The organism is Streptomyces sp. NPDC043996 (assembly GCF_056435225.1).
This window is the reverse complement of sequence record NZ_JBWKEY010000004.1, coordinates 129,100-145,723: the sequence shown is the minus strand read 5'-3', so window position 1 is coordinate 145,723 and position 16,624 is coordinate 129,100. Positions and strand designations below refer to the sequence as shown.

The 16,624-nt window shown below is 68.0% G+C and carries 17 protein-coding genes; 10 read left to right on the top strand and 7 right to left on the bottom strand.

The features are described 5' to 3' along the window. Positions 1-533 precede the first annotated feature (533 nt). The 5 genes from AC07A4_RS11525 (at position 534) to AC07A4_RS11505 (ending at position 5,762) form a co-directional block, all read left to right on the top strand. Complete coding sequence (locus tag AC07A4_RS11525; protein ID WP_478596220.1) at positions 534-2,738, top strand: aminotransferase class I/II-fold pyridoxal phosphate-dependent enzyme; 2,205 nt, start codon at positions 534-536, stop codon at positions 2,736-2,738. A gap of 16 nt (positions 2,739-2,754) precedes the next feature. Next, positions 2,755-3,192 (top strand): NUDIX hydrolase, encoded by a 438-nt coding sequence (locus tag AC07A4_RS11520; protein ID WP_478596218.1) that lies wholly within the window; start codon positions 2,755-2,757, stop codon positions 3,190-3,192. A 9-nt stretch (positions 3,193-3,201) separates the two neighbouring features. Further along, positions 3,202-4,044, top strand: coding sequence for an inositol monophosphatase family protein (locus AC07A4_RS11515; RefSeq protein WP_478596215.1), 843 nt, complete (start codon positions 3,202-3,204; stop codon positions 4,042-4,044). A 216-nt stretch (positions 4,045-4,260) separates the two neighbouring features. Next, entirely contained in the window at positions 4,261-5,133 is an 873-nt protein-coding gene (locus tag AC07A4_RS11510; protein WP_478596213.1) for a phosphotransferase enzyme family protein, read from the top strand. 44 nt (positions 5,134-5,177) lie between these two features. Further along, entirely contained in the window at positions 5,178-5,762 is a 585-nt protein-coding gene (locus tag AC07A4_RS11505; RefSeq protein ID WP_478596211.1) for an SMI1/KNR4 family protein, read from the top strand. A gap of 155 nt (positions 5,763-5,917) precedes the next feature. Here AC07A4_RS11505 and AC07A4_RS11500 read toward each other — a convergent pair whose 3' ends face one another. Further along, the gene (locus AC07A4_RS11500; RefSeq protein WP_478596209.1) at positions 5,918-6,403 is read right to left on the bottom strand and encodes a hypothetical protein; all 486 of its coding nucleotides are present in this window, start codon (positions 6,401-6,403) and stop codon (positions 5,918-5,920) included. Positions 6,404-6,929: 526 nt separating this feature from the next. Here AC07A4_RS11500 and AC07A4_RS11495 point away from each other — a divergent pair. The 3 genes from AC07A4_RS11495 (at position 6,930) to AC07A4_RS11485 (ending at position 9,113) form a co-directional block, all read left to right on the top strand. Beyond that, complete coding sequence (locus AC07A4_RS11495) at positions 6,930-7,514, top strand: DinB family protein (protein ID WP_478596206.1); 585 nt, start codon at positions 6,930-6,932, stop codon at positions 7,512-7,514. A 260-nt stretch (positions 7,515-7,774) separates the two neighbouring features. Next, complete coding sequence (locus tag AC07A4_RS11490) at positions 7,775-8,512, top strand: VOC family protein (RefSeq protein ID WP_478596203.1); 738 nt, start codon at positions 7,775-7,777, stop codon at positions 8,510-8,512. Between the two features lie 319 nt (positions 8,513-8,831). Then, positions 8,832-9,113, top strand: coding sequence for a ribosomal protein L7/L12 (locus AC07A4_RS11485; protein WP_478596200.1), 282 nt, complete (start codon positions 8,832-8,834; stop codon positions 9,111-9,113). 157 nt (positions 9,114-9,270) lie between these two features. Here AC07A4_RS11485 and AC07A4_RS11480 read toward each other — a convergent pair whose 3' ends face one another. From AC07A4_RS11480 to AC07A4_RS11460, 5 genes are all read right to left on the bottom strand, one after another. Beyond that, positions 9,271-9,519, bottom strand: coding sequence for a hypothetical protein (locus AC07A4_RS11480; RefSeq protein WP_478596197.1), 249 nt, complete (start codon positions 9,517-9,519; stop codon positions 9,271-9,273). 36 nt (positions 9,520-9,555) lie between these two features. Beyond that, positions 9,556-9,816, bottom strand: a complete 261-nt coding sequence (locus AC07A4_RS11475) for a hypothetical protein (RefSeq protein WP_478596195.1) — start codon at positions 9,814-9,816, stop codon at positions 9,556-9,558. A gap of 300 nt (positions 9,817-10,116) precedes the next feature. Then, positions 10,117-10,362, bottom strand: a complete 246-nt coding sequence (locus tag AC07A4_RS11470; RefSeq protein ID WP_478596193.1) for an RICIN domain-containing protein — start codon at positions 10,360-10,362, stop codon at positions 10,117-10,119. Positions 10,363-10,929: 567 nt separating this feature from the next. Further along, complete coding sequence (locus tag AC07A4_RS11465; protein ID WP_478596191.1) at positions 10,930-12,093, bottom strand: cytochrome P450; 1,164 nt, start codon at positions 12,091-12,093, stop codon at positions 10,930-10,932. Positions 12,094-13,475: 1,382 nt separating this feature from the next. Then, the gene (locus tag AC07A4_RS11460) at positions 13,476-14,081 is read right to left on the bottom strand and encodes a dihydrofolate reductase family protein (protein WP_478596190.1); all 606 of its coding nucleotides are present in this window, start codon (positions 14,079-14,081) and stop codon (positions 13,476-13,478) included. An 88-nt stretch (positions 14,082-14,169) separates the two neighbouring features. On the opposite strand from AC07A4_RS11460, the gene AC07A4_RS11455 reads away from it, so the two are divergent. Together AC07A4_RS11455 and AC07A4_RS11450 are read left to right on the top strand one after the other, a co-directional pair. Next, positions 14,170-14,340 carry a hypothetical protein gene (locus tag AC07A4_RS11455; RefSeq protein WP_478596188.1) on the top strand — a complete coding sequence of 57 codons (171 nt, stop codon included), beginning with the start codon at positions 14,170-14,172 and terminating at the stop codon, positions 14,338-14,340. 86 nt (positions 14,341-14,426) lie between these two features. After that, positions 14,427-14,918, top strand: a complete 492-nt coding sequence (locus tag AC07A4_RS11450; protein ID WP_478596186.1) for a peptidylprolyl isomerase — start codon at positions 14,427-14,429, stop codon at positions 14,916-14,918. A 591-nt stretch (positions 14,919-15,509) separates the two neighbouring features. Here AC07A4_RS11450 and AC07A4_RS11445 read toward each other — a convergent pair. After that, positions 15,510-16,334 carry a class I SAM-dependent methyltransferase gene (locus tag AC07A4_RS11445; RefSeq protein WP_478596184.1) on the bottom strand — a complete coding sequence of 275 codons (825 nt, stop codon included), beginning with the start codon at positions 16,332-16,334 and terminating at the stop codon, positions 15,510-15,512. Positions 16,335-16,624: the final 290 nt, after the last annotated feature.

Genomic DNA, 16,624 nt, shown 5'->3' with positions numbered 1-16,624 from the left:
GGGGTAGATGAGTGGACGGTCACCTTGTGGACCCGCCCGCCATCCCGCCAGCGGCGTGACCAGGGTCGTGAAGCCGAAGCCCCTTGAACCGCCAGGGCGGTCCGCGGACGGAACCATCACCGCCGGGCGCAGGCCGCGGGACGTGCGGGAGGCCTGACGTACCTCGTGCCCGGCCGAGCGGCAGCGGACACCGGCCGTGCGCACGCGCTCACGGTGATCAACCCCCTCTGTTGACGACGATGCAGTGCGCACGCAGGATGTGTTGCAGCTGCACATCGGCGAATTCGCCGGGTTCCTCGGAGGGAAGAAGGCGGATCTCGAAGTGGCGGCAGGATCACGGGAGTCGGTCGTGGAAACCGTCAACGCAGTCTGGAATACCGGTGCGACGACGGTCAGGTTCCCTCTCTTCAGGGGGCGACCCAGTACGCGGCGCTGAACGTGCCCTTGCGGGACGTCACTGCTCATGGAGCGGATACCCCACGATCACTCATGGCCAGCAAACCTACCCACCACCGTCTTTAGGGATACGTGGCATGTCTGATTCATCGCCTTTAAACCACCCGGAAAACCAGGAAAGGGTACTGGTCACCGGCGCCGGCGGATATCTGGGCGCGGTACTCGTCCCGCTGCTCTTGGAATCGGGATACCAGGTGACCGCGGTCGACACGTACTACTTCGGCACCGAGGTACTGAAGCCAGTGCTCGACCACCCGGCACTGGACGTCGTCCACGCCGATGTGCGCGATCTCGACTACTCGCTGGTGGACGGAGTGGACGCGGTCATCGCCCTGGCGGCCCTCAGCAACGACCCCGCCGGTGACCTCGACCCGGACTGGACGGAGTCGGTCAACCGCGACGCGGTGATCGAACTGGCCGAAGCCGCTAAGGAGCGTGGGGTCGGCCGATTCCTCTTCGCCTCCTCGTGCAGTGTCTACGGTCCCTCCGGCGACGAGCGGCGGACCGAGGACGACGCCGTGAGCCCGCTGACCGTGTACGCGCGGACCAAGCTGGAAACGGAGAAGGCCCTGCTCGCTCTGGCGACGGACACCTTCCACACGGTGTCGTTGCGCAAGGCGACTCTCTTCGGCCTCTCACCTCGCATGCGCTTTGACCTGGTCGCCAACATCATGACGATGTCCGGCGCGACCAACGGCTATGTACAGGTGCATGGCAACGGCGAACAGTGGCGCCCCCTCCTGCACGTCGCGGACGCGGCGAGCGCCTACCTCCAGTGCCTCCGGCTGCCGCGGGAGCGCATCGGCGGCGGTCGGATCTTCAACGTGGCCGGTTCCAACTACCGGGTCAGCGAGATCGCCCAGCAGGTGATCGACGCGTTCGACAACGTGGAACTGCGTCTCATACCCGACCAGATCGACCGGCGCAGCTACCAGGTCTCCGGGGAGCGGTTCGAGCAAGCGACCGGGTTCGGCCCGCTCTACACCGTTCGCGACGGCATCGTCGAGATCCAAAAGGCGCTGGCCGACGGCATGTTCCCGGATGCCGATGACTCGCGCTTCCACACCGTCGCCGCGCTGCGGGAGCTGCTGGCGAAGCCGGCGCTGTACGGCGGGGAACCGGTGCGCCGCTCCTTCCTGCCCCTGGCGCTGCCGGACCTGGGCAAGGCGGAGGAGGACGAGGTCCTCGACACGCTGCGGTCCGGCTGGCTGACCACGGGCCCCAAGACCAAGCGGTTCGAGGAGCTGTGCGCTTCCTACCTCGGGGTCAAGCACGCCGTCGCCCTCAACTCCTGCACAGGGGCCCTGCACGTGGGGCTCGCGGCCGCGGGGGTGGGCCCCGGTGACGAGGTGATCACCACTCCGGTCTCCTGGCCCGCGACCGCGAACGTCGTCATCCATCTCGGTGCCACCCCGGTCTTCGTCGACATCGAACCCGACACCCTGAACATCGACGCCTCCCTCATCGAGGCGGCCATCACCCCGCGAACCAAGGTCATCCTGCCCGTCCACATGGCAGGCCAGCCGTGCGACATGACGGCGATCAACGACATCGCGAAGCGGCACGGACTGACCGTCATCGAGGACGCGGCGCACGCCCTGGGGGCCGCGTACCAAGGCGTGAAGGTGGGGAAGCTCAGCACGGCCGCGGCATTCAGCTTCTACCCCACCAAGAACATGACCACGATCGAAGGCGGCCTGCTCGTCACGGACGACGACGAGCTGGCGGAGCGGGCCAGAGTCTTGAGCCTGCACGGCATCACCAAGGACGCGTGGAAGAGGCACGCGCGCGACGGCTCCCCGCACTGGCAGCTCGTCGAGCCGGGCTACAAGTACAACATGACGGACGTGCAGGCATCCGTGGGCCTTCACCAGCTGCCCAAACTGGCGGACTTCGTCGCCATCCGGGAGCGCTACACCCACCGCTACAACGAGGCGTTCGCCGATCTGCCCTGCCTGCGCCCGCTCGCCACTCGGCCCGGCATACACCATGTCCACCATCTGTACGTGCTCGAGCTGCGCACCGACCTGCTGACGATCACTCGCGACGAGTTCATGGCCGCGCTCAAGGCCGAAGGCATCGGGACCGGAGTCCACTTCGTCTCCATGCACCTGCAGCCCTACTACCGCGAGGAGTTGGGGGTGCGCCCCGACGACCTGCCGGTGGCTCGAGACATGTCGGAGCGCATCGTGTCACTGCCGCTCTTCCCGAAGATGACCCCCGCGGACGTGGAGAGTGTCATCACGGCGGTCCGCAAGACGGCCCTGGCCACACAGCGTTGAAAGGCCAGAAACCGAGATGCCTGAGATGACCAACGGCACCAACATCATTCTGGTGAATGGCCGCGGCGAGATCCTGCTGTATCTGCGTGACGACAAGCCCTCGATCCCCTTCCCGAACCAGTGGTGCCTGCCCGGAGGGCATCTGGAGGCGGGGGAGACACCCGAGGACTGCGTACGAAGGGAGATCGAAGAGGAGCTGGGCGTCGCCCTGGCCCCGTCCGAGATCCATCCGCACTGCTCCGCCGTACGCTTCTACGGAACCGAGCACACCTTCTGGGCCAAGGCGGCGTTCGAGCTCGAGGAGATCGTCTTGACAGAGGGACAGGACATCAGATGGTTCACCCCTCTCGAAGCGGCCGGTCGTGAGTTGGCATACGAGGACAACGTCGTCTTGCGGGACTTCACCGCGCGACACGGGGAGCTCTTCGCGCAGCACACGCCCGGCGCCCGATAGGAGCGGAGAGTGCACGACTTCATGGCGGACGTCGCGCGCAGGGCCGGAGCGGTCCTGGCCGACCTCTTCCACAGCGGTGCCTACCAGCAGCAGAGCAAGTCAAGCTGGGACCTGGTCACCGCGGCGGACCTCCAGTCCGAGCACCTCATCATCGAGGCCATCGCAGCGCGCTTCCCCGGCCACGGCATCCTGGCCGAGGAGAGCGGCGAACACGGCTCCTCGGACGAGCACCTGTGGTTGATCGACCCCCTCGACGGCACCATCAACTTCGCGCGCGGGCTCGGCCCGTGGGGTGTGAGCATCGCCTATGCCCATCGCGGCGAGGTGCAGCGGGGCATGTTCTACGCCCCCCAGACGGACGAGTTGTACCACGCACGGCTCGGCGGGGGCGCGTACCTGGACGGCTCTCCCCTGCGCACCAGCGGAGAAGAACGGCTGTCCGCCGCCCTCGTCGAGTGCTCCGCCTCCCATGAACCCTGGCAGGAAGAGGCCCAGCGCATCGCCCTGGCACTGTGGCCGCACGCCCGGTCCCTGCGCATGACTGGCTGCGGGGTCGGCGCCCTGTGCGCGCTGGCCGCGGGAAAGACGGACGCGATGGTCGAAGTGGACGGGGGACCCTGGGACTACGCGGCCGGCGCACTCATCGTGCGCGAGGCCGGAGGCGTGGCGACCACCATCGAAGGCAAGGCGATGGCTGCCCGGTCCCCATCGATCCTCGCGGCGGCGACAGGCCGACTGCACACGCATCTGACCGACGCGCTACGAGGAGCCCACACCTCAAGCCCATGGCAGCCGCGCGGGACACCAAGGGAGAAAGGGGGAGAGGGAGAAGACGGCGAGTCCGAGGGCTGACGACGCCGGGGGAGTGGGAGCCGAAGCCTCCCGCCGATGATTGGTCGGGTGCTGGTGTGGGCGGCCTCGTTCGAAGCGGCTGGGGCCCGGCACCTGCGGTGAGGTGCGCCGTGTGCCGGGCGGACGGATCCAGGTGGCGGGGGCGCCCACGCACACGGCTGTGCCTGACTCGGAAATTCAGGAGACCACCGACGGTCGGTGTACCAAGATTTGAGAATGGAGATGCACGACGTTACGCGTGCGATGGCGGCTGCGACTTCGGTCGCCGCGTCGCTCGGCCTGCCAGTCAGCGGCGCGATGGTGCTCCACAACTCGAACAAACTGGCACTCCGGCTGACGCCATGCGACGTCTTTGCCCGGGTCGCCCCCGTGGGACACGAGGTTGCACAGTTCGAAGTCGAGCTCGCTGAGCGGCTCGCCGAGGTCGGATGCCCGGTGTGTCCCTTGGAGCCCCGGGCGGACCGGCGCGTGCACACGCGCGATGGCTTCACTGTGACGCTGTGGACCTACTACGAGCCCGTGACACCTCACATCTCACCAGTCGACTGCGCCAAGGCGCTGGAACGGCTGCACGTCGGCATGCGCAAGGTCGATGTGCCGAGCCCACGGTTCACGGACCGGATCACGGAGGCGGAAGAAATCGTCGCCGACCCGCACCGCTCGCCAGAGCTAGCCGACGCGGACCGGGTCTTCCTCGGCAGCAGACTGGCAAGCCTGCGACGAGCGATCGAGGAACGCGGCGCCGTGGAGCAGTTGCTCCACGGCGAGCCGCATCCAGGCAATGTGCTCAGCACGAAAGACGGCCCGTTGTTCATCGACCTTGAGACGTGCTGCCGTGGACCCATCGAGTTCGACCTCGCCCATGTGCCCGAGGCGGTCTGCGAGCACTACCCGAACATCGACCAAGGGCTGTTGGACGAGTGCCGACAGCTCGTCCTCGCGATGGTCGCAGCGTGGCGATGGGAGCGTGGCGACGAGTTCCCGAACGGGAGGCTCTTCGGAGAAGAACTCCTGCGCGCGCTGCACCACGGTCCTCCTTGGCCGACACTCGACACGATGAACAAGAATCGGAACGTCGGTTTCGTGTGACGGAGTGGCCCTTTCACGTAGCGCTGCTCTGGCATGATCCGAGCATGACGGCGCCCATATCCGAGTCCTGGACTCGCATCGAATCGTGGCTCGACGCGCACGCTCCGCGAACGTTCGCCGCGCTCGAACCCCCAGCGGAGCGGTCGGCGATCGCGGCAGCGGAACGGGCCATTGGCCAGCCATTCCCCGAACCTTTGACGGAATCCCTGCTGCGCCACAACGGCACGGGCGACGACGACCTGCTGCCGCCGTTCTGGCAGCTGCTCAGTGTGCAGAACATCGCGAAGGACTGGCAGATACGCACGAGGATCTACGGCGAAGAACTGGCTGACTCCGAGGAGGGCGACCCGGACGGAGACTACGGGCCGTGGTGGCATGCCCTATGGGTGCCCTTCGCCGCTGATGGCGCGGGGGACAACCTCATCATCGACCAGCGTCAGTATCGCCGCCGCGGACGGATCGGCAACGCCGATCACGAAACCGGGTGTTCGTTCCGCTCACACCCCATGTGGTCATCTCTTCCAGCTCTCTTGGACGCCACCGCTACCGCCCTGGAGACCGGCGAGGCTGTGAACGGGTATCTGCCCGTAGCAGTCGATGAGACCGAATTGGACTGGGAGATCATGTAAGCGACAAGGCTGACTCGGCGCATCGGCGCCGGTCACCGTCCGTCCTGCAGCGCCGGTCACCGCCTCCCACACGGCTGGCGTGACGTCGTCGATATCAGCAGCCCGCCTCACGATCGAGTCTCGGCGGGCGGTTCTGGTGGCAGCTGGGGCGCCGTTCAGAGAGGGCGCGGCCTGGACCGGATTCCGGTGCGGATCTCTCGGATGATGGCGGTGATGTAGTACGTGAGGAATCCAGAGCTGACCAGAGCGCCGGTGAGAAGGAGTCCGGTGATGCCCGCCGCCGTGTCGGAGCGGGGGAACGCCCACGACCCGTACGCCCGCGCCGTTCCGGTGTAGACGGGTCGGTCGAGGGACTTGCCGATGTCCTCGAAGTCGGCGTACAGCGTGCCTGTATGGGTCACACCGCTGACCTTCCACCGAGCGCCCTCACAGGTCACAACGACCTTAGAGGCGCCGCTGGTTCCGACGCGCCTTCCCGTACAGGGGCGGCTCAGCTCGACTGCGACAGTGTCGCCAAAGACTGTGGCGACGGCGGGCTCCCAGAGGCCGTTGTCTCGGTCGGGGACCATCAGTGCCGCGATGCAGACGCCGAGCGCGACGAGGCTGCCGAACGCCCGACTGATCGGATTGGAATCCTCCACGGCCCGCAGTCTGGTACCCGCTTGGTGCAAGCTGAACGGATTTCTAGAATCTTGTTCCAGTCTTAGCTCCGGGGCCTGCTCAACAACCACTAACTAAATGACCTTTGAGATGGTGGGATCACTTCCCGCCGCTCGAAGCCGTTCCACCGGCGCGAGGGCAAGCGCGGTCGGCCTCGGCGCCGCCCGGACATCGTGCTCGGTGACGGAGGCTACGACCACGACAAGTACCCCCGCCTCGTCTGGGCCCTCGGCGTGAAGCCGGTGATCGCCCGCCGCGGCACCGAGAACGGCTCCGGCCTGGGCACCCAACGCTGGGTCGTAGTGCGTGCGGGGGCGAGAAGACGCCGACGGTCTACTTCGGCAGCAGCTGACGAAAGCGCTCCAGGCGCCCGTGCTGCTCTTCGCCCCAGCCGTCCGATAGGTCCACGGGTACGGCCATGTCGGCCAGGGCCAGGCCTCGGGCTGTCGTCGCGGACCACGTACGGGATCTTGAGGCCACGAGCAGCCCGTGGCAGGCTCGTGCCGCATGATCGATGAATTCGCGAAAGGCACCCTGCACGGGAGACTGCGGCGGGACCGCGAAGCGCTGCTCTGGAAACTCGACGGCTTGTCCGAGTACGACGCCCGCCGACCTTTGACAGCGACCGGGACCAACCTCCTCGGCCTGGTCAAACACGTGGCCACCGTCGAAGCCAGGTACTTTGGCGAGGTCTTCGACCGCCCTTCCCCGGAACCGCTGTCCCGGTGGCAGGACTCTGACGGCAGCGATCAGTGGGCGGCCGAGGGCGAGACCCGCGATCAGATCATCGGGTTCTACCGGCGTACATGGGAACACTCGGACGCGACGATCAGCGAGCTTCCCCTCGACGCCCCCGGCCACGTGCCGTGGTGGCCGGAGCCTTATCCCAACACCAACCTGTTCGCCGTCATCGTCCATGTCCTCGGCGAGTCCATCCGGCATGCCGGGCACGCCGACATACTGCGCGAGGGCCTCGACGGCCGGACCGGGGTGCGCGCCGAACACGAGCAGCCGATCGACGAAATAGCGCGTGCGGCCCACTGCGCGAGGATCGAGCAGGCCGCTAGGTCGGCCGCACCGATCAGGGCTTAGGGGTTGTCTCACGTGACGTGACGCGATGTTCAGTCCGGTGGTCAGGGCGCCTGCCACCACTCTTCGTGAAGCTCCCGGTCGCTTCCTGCCGCGCCCTTGCTTCGCTTGGAGGTTTTGGGCTGACGGTGAGGAGAAGCCCTGGAAACGGCCAGGGCCGCTCGTCGCTCCACGCGGTCCGGCGTTGAACGGGGTGGGGAGTTTCAGCGAGAGTCGCGCAGCGTTGTGGCCGGGGGCGGCGGAAGCTTCTTAGGATCTTGCGCATGGCAACAAGACTCGTACAGATCAATATGAAGGCCCAGGATGACTCCGCGCTCGGTCGGTTCTGGGCGGAGGCACTGGGCTGGGGTGTGGACAGCGAGGCACCCGGGGTGACCAACCTCGAACCTGTGGGCTTCGCCTACCCCGACCCCGTGGCCGTGTGCATCGACATCGTGGCCCGCCCGGAACCGAAAACGGTGAAGAACCGGGTGCATCTTGATCTGGCCACCACCTCGACCGCCCATCAGGCGGAGCTGGTCGCTCGGCTGAAGGGCCTCGGCGCGACGCTCGCCGACGTGGGTCAGGGCGACGTCCCCTGGACGGTCATGGCCGACCCGGAGGGCAACGAGTTCTGTGTCCTGGAGCCCCGCCCGATCTACCGGGACACCGGGCCGGTCGCCGCGGTGGTGGTCGACTGCGCCGACCCTCGGGCGATGGCCCGGTTCTGGGGCGAGGCAATGGACTGGACGCTGCACGAGGTCACCGACAACCAGGCGACCATGCGCTCCGCCCAGGGCGTCGGCCCCTACCTGGAGTTCATCCGCACCCCCGACACCAAGCGCGTGTGGAACCGCGTCCACCTCGACGTCTGCCCCTACCCCGGTGACGACCTGGCGGCTGAGGAGACCCGACTGCGCGCCCTGGGCGCCACCGACCCCGGCATCGACCAGTCCGCGATCGCCTGGACGGTTCTGGCCGACCCGGAGGGCAACGAGTTCTGCCTCCTCACCCCTCGCTGACCTCGAGCAACGGCTCCGGCCGTGTGCGGGTCAGCGGCACGGACCGCCTGGCGTCAGCGAACGCTGCTGGAGACGGGGATGGTGGTCGGTGGTGCAGCGGGGCAGGGCCTCGTGGGTGGGTACGGCGAAATCCTCCAGGACGCACGAAGCCCCCGGCCGGTGGGCCGGGGGCGTTGGTGCCGTCAGCGACAGCTCCACCGCCGCTCGCGTCGGCGTAGACGCACGCAGCGGCACGTCGGTGAGCTCGGGGAAGGGGTCGGGCTTCCCTCGTGTGCCGTGGGCCAAGGACGCGCATGGCCAGGTGATCTATGCTCCGGTCGTGATCTTCTTCCTGATCGTCCTGATCCTTGCCGTCAGCTGGTTGAGCTCCTCCATAGCCCTCAAAATCCGCGGACTTGAGCGCAAGGTGGACCGGCTCGACCGCCGGGTCGGCCTTGTCCTCGACCACTTGGGCATCGTCGAGCCCGAGCCGGACGGCCTGAGCGAGGTGCGGGCGCTGGTGCTGCAGGGCAAGGAGATCGAGGCGATCAAGGTGTACCGCCGTATCACCGGGGCGGGTCTGAAGGAGGCCAAGGACGCGGTGACCGCGCTGAAGCTCTAGCAGGGCAAGGCGGCGGGCGCGAGGCGGACGGCCGGGTAGGTGCCCCGGGTCAGGCTGCCTGGGGCATCACGCAGCGGTGGGCGACGTCGCGGCGTTCGGCGGGAGAGGCCTTGCGGCGAGGGCGCGGCGACGTAGGTCGCTGCGGCCGCCGACGAGGTCAGCTGTTGCAGCGGACCACCAGGTCGTCGAGACGTACGGCCCTGAAGGCTCCGTCGGAGCCGAGGATCGCCTCGACGAAGGCGTTGTTGTTGGCTTCCGCGGTCCAAGTGACCTGGACGAGTTGGTACTTGCCGTTGGCCACGAGCCAAGGCGCGTTGGACGCGAGCTTGACGCCCTGAGGGTTCCAGACCCTGAGTTCGAACTGGAGGTCCTGGACGGGTTTGACGTAGATATCGGCTGTGCACACCGTCGTGGGCCAGAAGACGTTCGTGCCGAACCGCGCTCAGGCGCCCTCGCGGGCCCATCCCTGAGTGGTGGACAGCCAGCCGTTGACCCGGCCGTTTCGGGCGGTGCCTTCGCCATTCTCGAAACCGGCCACGCCGTCACCGCCTGTCAGGCGGTCCCATCCCTGGATGTCATAGCCTTCGAAGCCGTTGGTTATCACCCGCTCCTCGGCGTGCGCCGACGGGGACACCGTCAGGGATGCCAGGGATATCAGGGCGAGGACGGCCGATCTAGCCGTGACGCGGACGTACTTCCGCATGGTTCCCTCCAAGATCGCCACAGTGGATGTCCGGTTCAGGATCGCGCACGCTCTCCGGGACTGACTACGCCGCACTCGAAGGGTGGCTGTATCAGGTTGTCCGTGCTCGGCGGAGGCGGTGAAGTGGTGAAGTTCGCTGCCGTCCTTCGCTGTCGGGCAGGGGCGAGGTGGCACACATCGATGTTGGCCGGCAGCTGACTTCGCCTCAGCTTCTTGGCGCGGGCCCGGCCCACGTCCGGCCCGCGGCCCCGACTGTGCTCCAGTCGCCCATGACGCTCCGCGTCACCAGGCGTGCCACGCCTAGAACCCGAACCGCCACCGCTGGTCAACGTTGCCGTGGCAGTCCCAGATGACGAGCCGGGTGCCGTTGGCGGTGCTGCCGTTGTTCGCGAGCCCCACGCACTTCTCGGAACCGGCGAGGCTGCGCCAGAGGGGGACCGCGGTCGACGCGGCGGATCTGTCGTGGCTCTGTGCCGTGCCGGTCGCCGTCGCGGTGGCGGCGAGAACCGCCGCGGCGATCAGAACGGGGATACGGATGGATCTCATCTCAACCTCCGTGTGTCGCGTGGGCCAGGACCCGCGAGGAGGTGCCTACGAGCACCCGTGGGCAAGAATGTCGCCCTCCGGGTGAGGCGGCGACAGTCCGTTCCGCTGAACGGAACGATCCGCACGGTCTGTCCGGAACCCACTGACCGGGCTCGGACACTGGTGGGCGGGCATGAACTGCGGCGCTGCTGGCTGGAGGTGTCAACATTCCCTCGTTCGCCGCCGCGAGAGCGCCGCTGGCGACCTGGAGGGGACCCCGCGGGCATCCGTAAACGAACGGGCCCCGCTGGGACAGCGCGGCCTCCGGGCAACGCTCCCCAGCGCATCCTGGACGGGCCTCCCACTGCTCCGGCCCATGGCCAGAGACACGGTCTGTCCCCCCGTAGACACGGTCTGTCTCCCCGTTGGAGGCGACCTTCAGATCCGCAGCATCCCTCAGTAAGGGGGCCCGGAAGCCAGGGTTCGGCTTCCGGGCCGCTTGGTGCGGGGCGCTTAGTACCAGTACCAGCGCCTTGCGGGCCTGTTCTTGCTGCTGAAGACGCGTTGCATCTTTGCTGCCATGGGCGATCACCTCCTTTCAGCGTCGTGTCCGGACTTCGATGGCATGGGTGTCCGGCGCAGAGTGAACGGGCGCGGGACGTTGCCCTCCGCCATGGCCGCGCGGGTGTCACCGCCGGTGACACTCATTCGGGCGTCGCGGGTGAGGGCGGTCAGCGACTCGGTGAGCAGTGTCTGGGCCACCGCCGCGCCGGCGCAGGTGAAGGGGCCCGCGCCGAACGTGATGAAGCAGCCGTGGTCGCCGGACTCCTGCCAGCGTTCGGGCCGGAACGAGTCGGGTTCGCTCCACTGTCGCTCGTCGTGGTGTGTCAGATACGGGCTGACGGAGAGGAGGTCCCCGGCCTGGAAGGCCACCCCGCCGACCTCGGCGGGGTGCGGGACGCTACGGGCCAGCATCCAGGGCATCGGACGGTGCCGGAGCGCCTCACGCACCACCTGGTCGGCGGGCCAGGGCCACGGCGAGTCCGCCGTGTGGTGCAGGCAGGCCAGCAGTACCGACCAGGCCAGCGAGGCGCTGAGAGGCACCACGATCGCCCGGTGCATCATCACATGCAGCTCGGCCACCGCCCGGTCGCTCACGCCCGTCGGCGGGCAGGCGCCGAGCACGGCGTCCAGCACATCGCGCGCTTGGCCCACGGGGCGTTCCCGGCGTTGCCGTACCTCCTCGGTGAGGGCGGCGACCAGCCTGGCGCGCCAGACCTCCGCTCGGACGCGCTGCCACATGTGCGGTGCGTGGAACACCACGCCCTTGCGCGCGGCCTGGTCCGCCAGGTGACGGGTCGCGGCGGGAGTGGAGGCGGGGTGCAGCAGCAGGCCCGCCACACACCGGTGCACGAGAGTGTTCCCGCTCTCCGGCCACCGGCTGGTCGAGGCCAGCTCGGAAACGGCTCGGACCAGCTCATCCTGGTACTGCGGTACGCCCGCCCGCAGCACGTCCCTCACCGCGTGACCGACCGCGACCTGGGCTTCTCGTGTGGGCAGCAGGTCGCCAAAGAAGTCCGACTTCCCGGTGTGGAAATCCGGGTCGCGCAGCAGGCTGCGCGCCACGTCCGCGTCGCTGACACAGTGCTCACCCCAGGGCAGTCGGATGATTCCCGTCGTGCTGTGGCGACGGAGGCTGTCGATGTACTCAAGCGGATCCCGCCGGAAGCGGCGCTTGTCTCCCATGCTCATCGGAGCATCTCCTCAGTGAGCGTCTCGATGAAGGTGCCGAACTACGTGTACGGGGTGGGACTGCCATGACAGGGGCGGCGGCGCGACCGGGCTCGTCTACGTGATGTCACCCTGTACACCGCACACATGCTGATGAGCTCGAAGGCGTACGCGCCCGCCGGAGGTCACAACGCCACCGGCCAGAGCGTGTGGCAAGCACGGCGACCGCCCTCATCTCGGCGTACGCCCATCACCTTGTACGGACGGCTCAGCGCGCGCAGCGGTACCGCAGGCACCGCGCGGCGTGCGTCGGCGGATGCGTGGTAGCACCAGTGACTGCCTTGCCGCGTGGAACCGGGCCGGGCTCAGCCCACGCGAACCTGATGGCGATGGCGATGGCGACGGCCCACGAAGTGATCGAGGCCGCATCGGCGACCATGTGGCCCCTGGATGACGCGGTCACGAGCTGTAGGCCGCGGTCGACCTACGGATACGGACGCACGTCCCACAACAGGCTGCCCGCGCCGGGGGCCGTGGCGGTGTTGCCCTGCCCGTCCAGTGCACCTGGAGCCCTCCACCAGGCGACATGCATCGGTCGGACACAAGGCGGACGGTCACCTGCGGGGCGGACTCGGGCGGGGATTGGCCCGGCGGCCGCCGCACGATGTGACCAGGAGCGCGATTGGTCTCTGCTCACGCCGTCGATCTTCACGCCGATCGCGTAGCCGGTGAGCTCTTCGGACTGACCGGCGTTCACACAGTCCTCGTCGCGGTATCCGCCCACCTCGACCCAGCGCGCTCCGTGGTGTCGGGGCGGGTGGGCGTCCGCCGTGGCCGGGCTGCTCAGCAGGGCACTGAGCAGGGCCAGCAGGCTGCCCGATGTGGACAGCGGCTTTGGTACGTCGCATGGCTCTCCCTCCGGGTGTCAAGAGGAGTGTGCGAACCACGAGCATGATGGCCCGGGCCGGACCGGCCGTTCAATGCAGGTTCCACTGAACGGAACAGGAGACACGGTTTCTCGCTGCCGCCGGTGTCCCGCATCTCGTGGGAAGAACCGGTCGTACTTGCCATTCGTGGCGAGGCAGGCGGTGTTGTAGGGGTAGTTGTCGACCCCGGCGAATAGCGGAGGCGTCCCCCGGAGCGTGGAGACTGGGTTCATGCTGTCCCTGTGAGCCTACGTCGTCGGTGCTGCTGTTCGAATTCGGTTGGCGAGAGGTAGTTCACCACACCACGCCCACTGAGGACGGCCCCGCCGTGGGACCGGCTCGATCCGGTGCCAGGGCGGGACCAGCCCTGATCCTGGACCGGGCGCCCTGACGTTGACCGTTCGCTCTCTCTGAGGTCGTGCTCCGCGCCCGCCAGCGCCGACCTGGCGGCCGTCCGGACCGGCGGACGGGGCGACGTCACGCAGGGGCGCCGAGCGGCGGGTGCTCGAGCACGCGCGGCTTGTACTCGACCAGCTGGATGCGGCCGTCGAAGGTGCGGTGCCCGATCATCTCGAGGGCGACGTCCGGATAGCCGTCGTAGATGCGTTCCTCGCCCGTGGCCCCGGTGATCACCGGGAACATCACGACCCGGAAGCGGTCGACGAGTCCGGCTCGTAGCAGGGACCGGCACAGGCTGAGGCTGCCGATCGTGCTGAGGAGCCCCGAGCCACTCGACTTCATGGCGCGGACCGCCTCGACGGCGTCGTCGCGGACGAGCGTGGAGTTGGCCCACGTCAGTGGCTCTTTGAGTGAGGAGGAGAACACCACCTTGGACGCTCGCGTGAGCTCGTCGACGGACGCCTCTTCTTCGGGCCTGAACTCGTCTTGGCCATCCGGGACCTCGCCTGCGGCGAAGCCCGACATCAGGCGGTAGGTGTTCGCTCCCATCAGGTAGGTGACCTCGGGCTGCTCGCCGAGCCACGCGAGGTACTCCGGGCCCTCGAGGCCCCAGAAGCCGGGCCATCCCTCTCCCGACGCGTAGCCGTCGAGGGAGGTGATGAAGTCGACGAGAAGCTCCGACATAGCGGTGTCCTTTCCTGGAGTGTCACCAGCTTGGACCGGCCGGGAGCCACAAACTCATCGGCCGCGCTGTGGAGTAACGAGAAAACCCGTGAGGCTGCTCGAGTTCGCCGCCAGGCGGCGACGTGCCCGCCCTCGCGGGTCCAGCAGGTCGGCGGCGTCGCTCGGGAGCGGCTGGCAGCAGCGGGGCAACCCGCTCCCGCAAGTCGTCCGGAACAAGATCAGCACGCAGCCGGACACCCTGCCGCCCAAGATCGTCTAGAACAAGAGCCGCAGTTCAACTCATTCTGACAAGATCAGTAAGGGGGCGTACTGGGTGCTGGAGCAGGTCATGTCAAGATGAGACCCATGCAGAACGTTTATTTCGACATCACCATTGACGGCAAGGACGCCGGCCGCATCGTCTTCCGGCTCTTCGACGACGTCGTGCCGGAGACCGCACGCAATTTCCGTGAGCTCGCCACGGGCGAGAACGGCTACGGCTACGCCGGTTCGGCCTTCCACCGTGTCATTCCGGAGTTCATGCTTCAGGGCGGCGACTTCACGCACGGCAACGGCACCGGAGGCAGGAGCATCTTCGGCGCGACGTTCGCCGACGAGAACTTCTCCCGTAAGCACGACCGGCCGTTCCTGCTGTCGATGGCCAACCGCGGCCCGAACACCAACAGCTCTCAGTTCTTCGTGACGACTGTCGTCACGCCCTGGCTCGATGGCAAGCACGTCGTCTTCGGCGAGGTCGTCGAGGGTGAGGACCTCGTCAAGCAGGTCGAGGCCCTCGGTTCTCACAGCGGCGCCCTGAGCTCCGACGTCGTCATCAAGGAGAGCGGCACCGTCGCCTGAGGTCTGGGCTCAGGCAGGAGACCCGGCGGGCCGTGCGGCTAGCACAGCAGACGGCGTCGTGTCCGCGTGTACGGCTGAGTGTGTGCTGGCGACGCCGGTACGTAGCGCGGCGTCGTCACTCTCGTCGGCCGGGCGAGAGCGCGCTGGGTGCGAGGGCAGTTCCGCCTGCTCTCCTAGCGTGGGCAGCCGGGGCCGGAGCCGAGTCGTGGCTGCGATCGTGCTCCGCGCGCCCCGCCCGGGCGCCGGGCCTCGTGTCGCTGGGTGTGTAGCCCCCCGCCGTGAAGCTCTTACGGGCCCTGTCTCGGCGGGGGGCCAGGTCGTCGGCTATGCGGGGCAGAGCGCGGTCGGCCGGATTGGGGGGGGCACTGCGGTCGAGGCCGGAGCGGACGTAGGCGGCGGCCCAGGCGTGGGGCGCGACGGCGGGCTGCACCAGGGCCCACGAGGAGCGGCCCGCAACGGCCCCGGCCTCGAACACGACGGTGGGTCCGTCCGGCCGCGTTCCGGGCCGGACTATCGCGGAGAACTGTCGGCCGTCCGGCACGGTCACTCACTCGGGGGGCATGTGGATGTGTGCTCCGCGGACGGAGGCGGTCATTGGGCCGTCTTGAGGGTGAAGAGGTTCATCCGGTACGTGTTGACGGCGGGAGGGATGAGGCGCGCCAGCAGGGGTACGCCGTAGCGGTGGCGCCATGGCCAGGTCCGGGCCACGTCCGGTTGCGGGGTGGCGAAGGTCCTGCTCTCGCGCAGCTTCAGCCCCCAGCCCTCCAGGGTTTTCGGGTCGTCGCAGGTCCAGGTCATGCGCGCGTCGACGGTCTTGAACACCGGGTTGCGGTCCTGGTTGCGCATCATGGCGCGGCCGCCGGTGTCGAAGCTCAGCCCGGCCCCGGGGAAGCGGCCCGCCAGAGCCCGGATCACGGAGCGGACCTGGCCCTCATCGAGGTAGAGGAGGACAGCCTCGCTGACGAAGAAGTACGGTCCGCCGCTCTGCGCGACAGCCTCGAACCAGTCGGTGTCCAGCACCGAAGCCGAAAGGGTCGTGGTCCGCTCGGAGTCGGTGAAGAACCGTCGCCGCAGCGCCACGGTGTCCGGCAGATCGAGGTCGAACCAGCGTGCCCGCCCGTTGTCGAGGCGGTGTGAACGGGTGCTGAGTCCGGCTCCGAGTTCGACGACCGTGCCGTCGGGGTGTTCGGCGAGGAAGCGGCGCACCCACTCGTCGAAGATGGCGCTGCGCAGCACGGAGCCGCTCAGTGACGGCCCGCGGAACTTCGCGAAGTCGTAGTCGATGCGTTCGACCATCCTCGGTGCCTCTGCGTCCCCCAGGATCGGGCGGCGGGCCCGCGCGTCGAGCGCGCGCCCGTACAACGGGATGAGCAGCGTCTCCTGTACGGTGCCCAGCCGCACGCTTTCCTTGGCCACCCGATCACCACCCACGCGAAGTTAGGCTTGCCTAACTGATCGTAGGGTGATGTCGACGGAACCTCAACTGCCCGGCACCTACCGACACTTCCGCACCTACACTCGAAGGGACCGGCACCCACCCGGCCAGACGAACACTAGAGCTTTCCCGACATGCTGGGAGTGTCGGCCAGGAGCTTGGCGATCGGCTGAGCTAGCGCTTCGCCGTGTTCGTGGGACTGGCGGATCAAGGTCGGCTTGCGCCACGAGCCCCGCCTGAGCCAGTACGGGTGGTAGGTCAACGGCGCCTC

Coding starts and splice junctions, on each gene's coding strand:
- AC07A4_RS11505 (WP_478596211.1), top strand. CDS start 5,178: ATGACGGCGCCCATATCCGAGTCCTGGACTCGCATCGAATCGTGGCTC.
- AC07A4_RS11525 (WP_478596220.1), top strand. CDS start 534: ATGTCTGATTCATCGCCTTTAAACCACCCGGAAAACCAGGAAAGGGTA.
- AC07A4_RS11510 (WP_478596213.1), top strand. CDS start 4,261: ATGGAGATGCACGACGTTACGCGTGCGATGGCGGCTGCGACTTCGGTC.
- AC07A4_RS11520 (WP_478596218.1), top strand. CDS start 2,755: ATGCCTGAGATGACCAACGGCACCAACATCATTCTGGTGAATGGCCGC.
- AC07A4_RS11460 (WP_478596190.1), bottom strand. CDS start 14,081: ATGTCGGAGCTTCTCGTCGACTTCATCACCTCCCTCGACGGCTACGCG.
- AC07A4_RS11465 (WP_478596191.1), bottom strand. CDS start 12,093: ATGAGCATGGGAGACAAGCGCCGCTTCCGGCGGGATCCGCTTGAGTAC.
- AC07A4_RS11490 (WP_478596203.1), top strand. CDS start 7,775: ATGGCAACAAGACTCGTACAGATCAATATGAAGGCCCAGGATGACTCC.
- AC07A4_RS11470 (WP_478596193.1), bottom strand. CDS start 10,362: ATGAGATCCATCCGTATCCCCGTTCTGATCGCCGCGGCGGTTCTCGCC.
- AC07A4_RS11495 (WP_478596206.1), top strand. CDS start 6,930: ATGATCGATGAATTCGCGAAAGGCACCCTGCACGGGAGACTGCGGCGG.
- AC07A4_RS11475 (WP_478596195.1), bottom strand. CDS start 9,816: ATGCGGAAGTACGTCCGCGTCACGGCTAGATCGGCCGTCCTCGCCCTG.
- AC07A4_RS11450 (WP_478596186.1), top strand. CDS start 14,427: ATGCAGAACGTTTATTTCGACATCACCATTGACGGCAAGGACGCCGGC.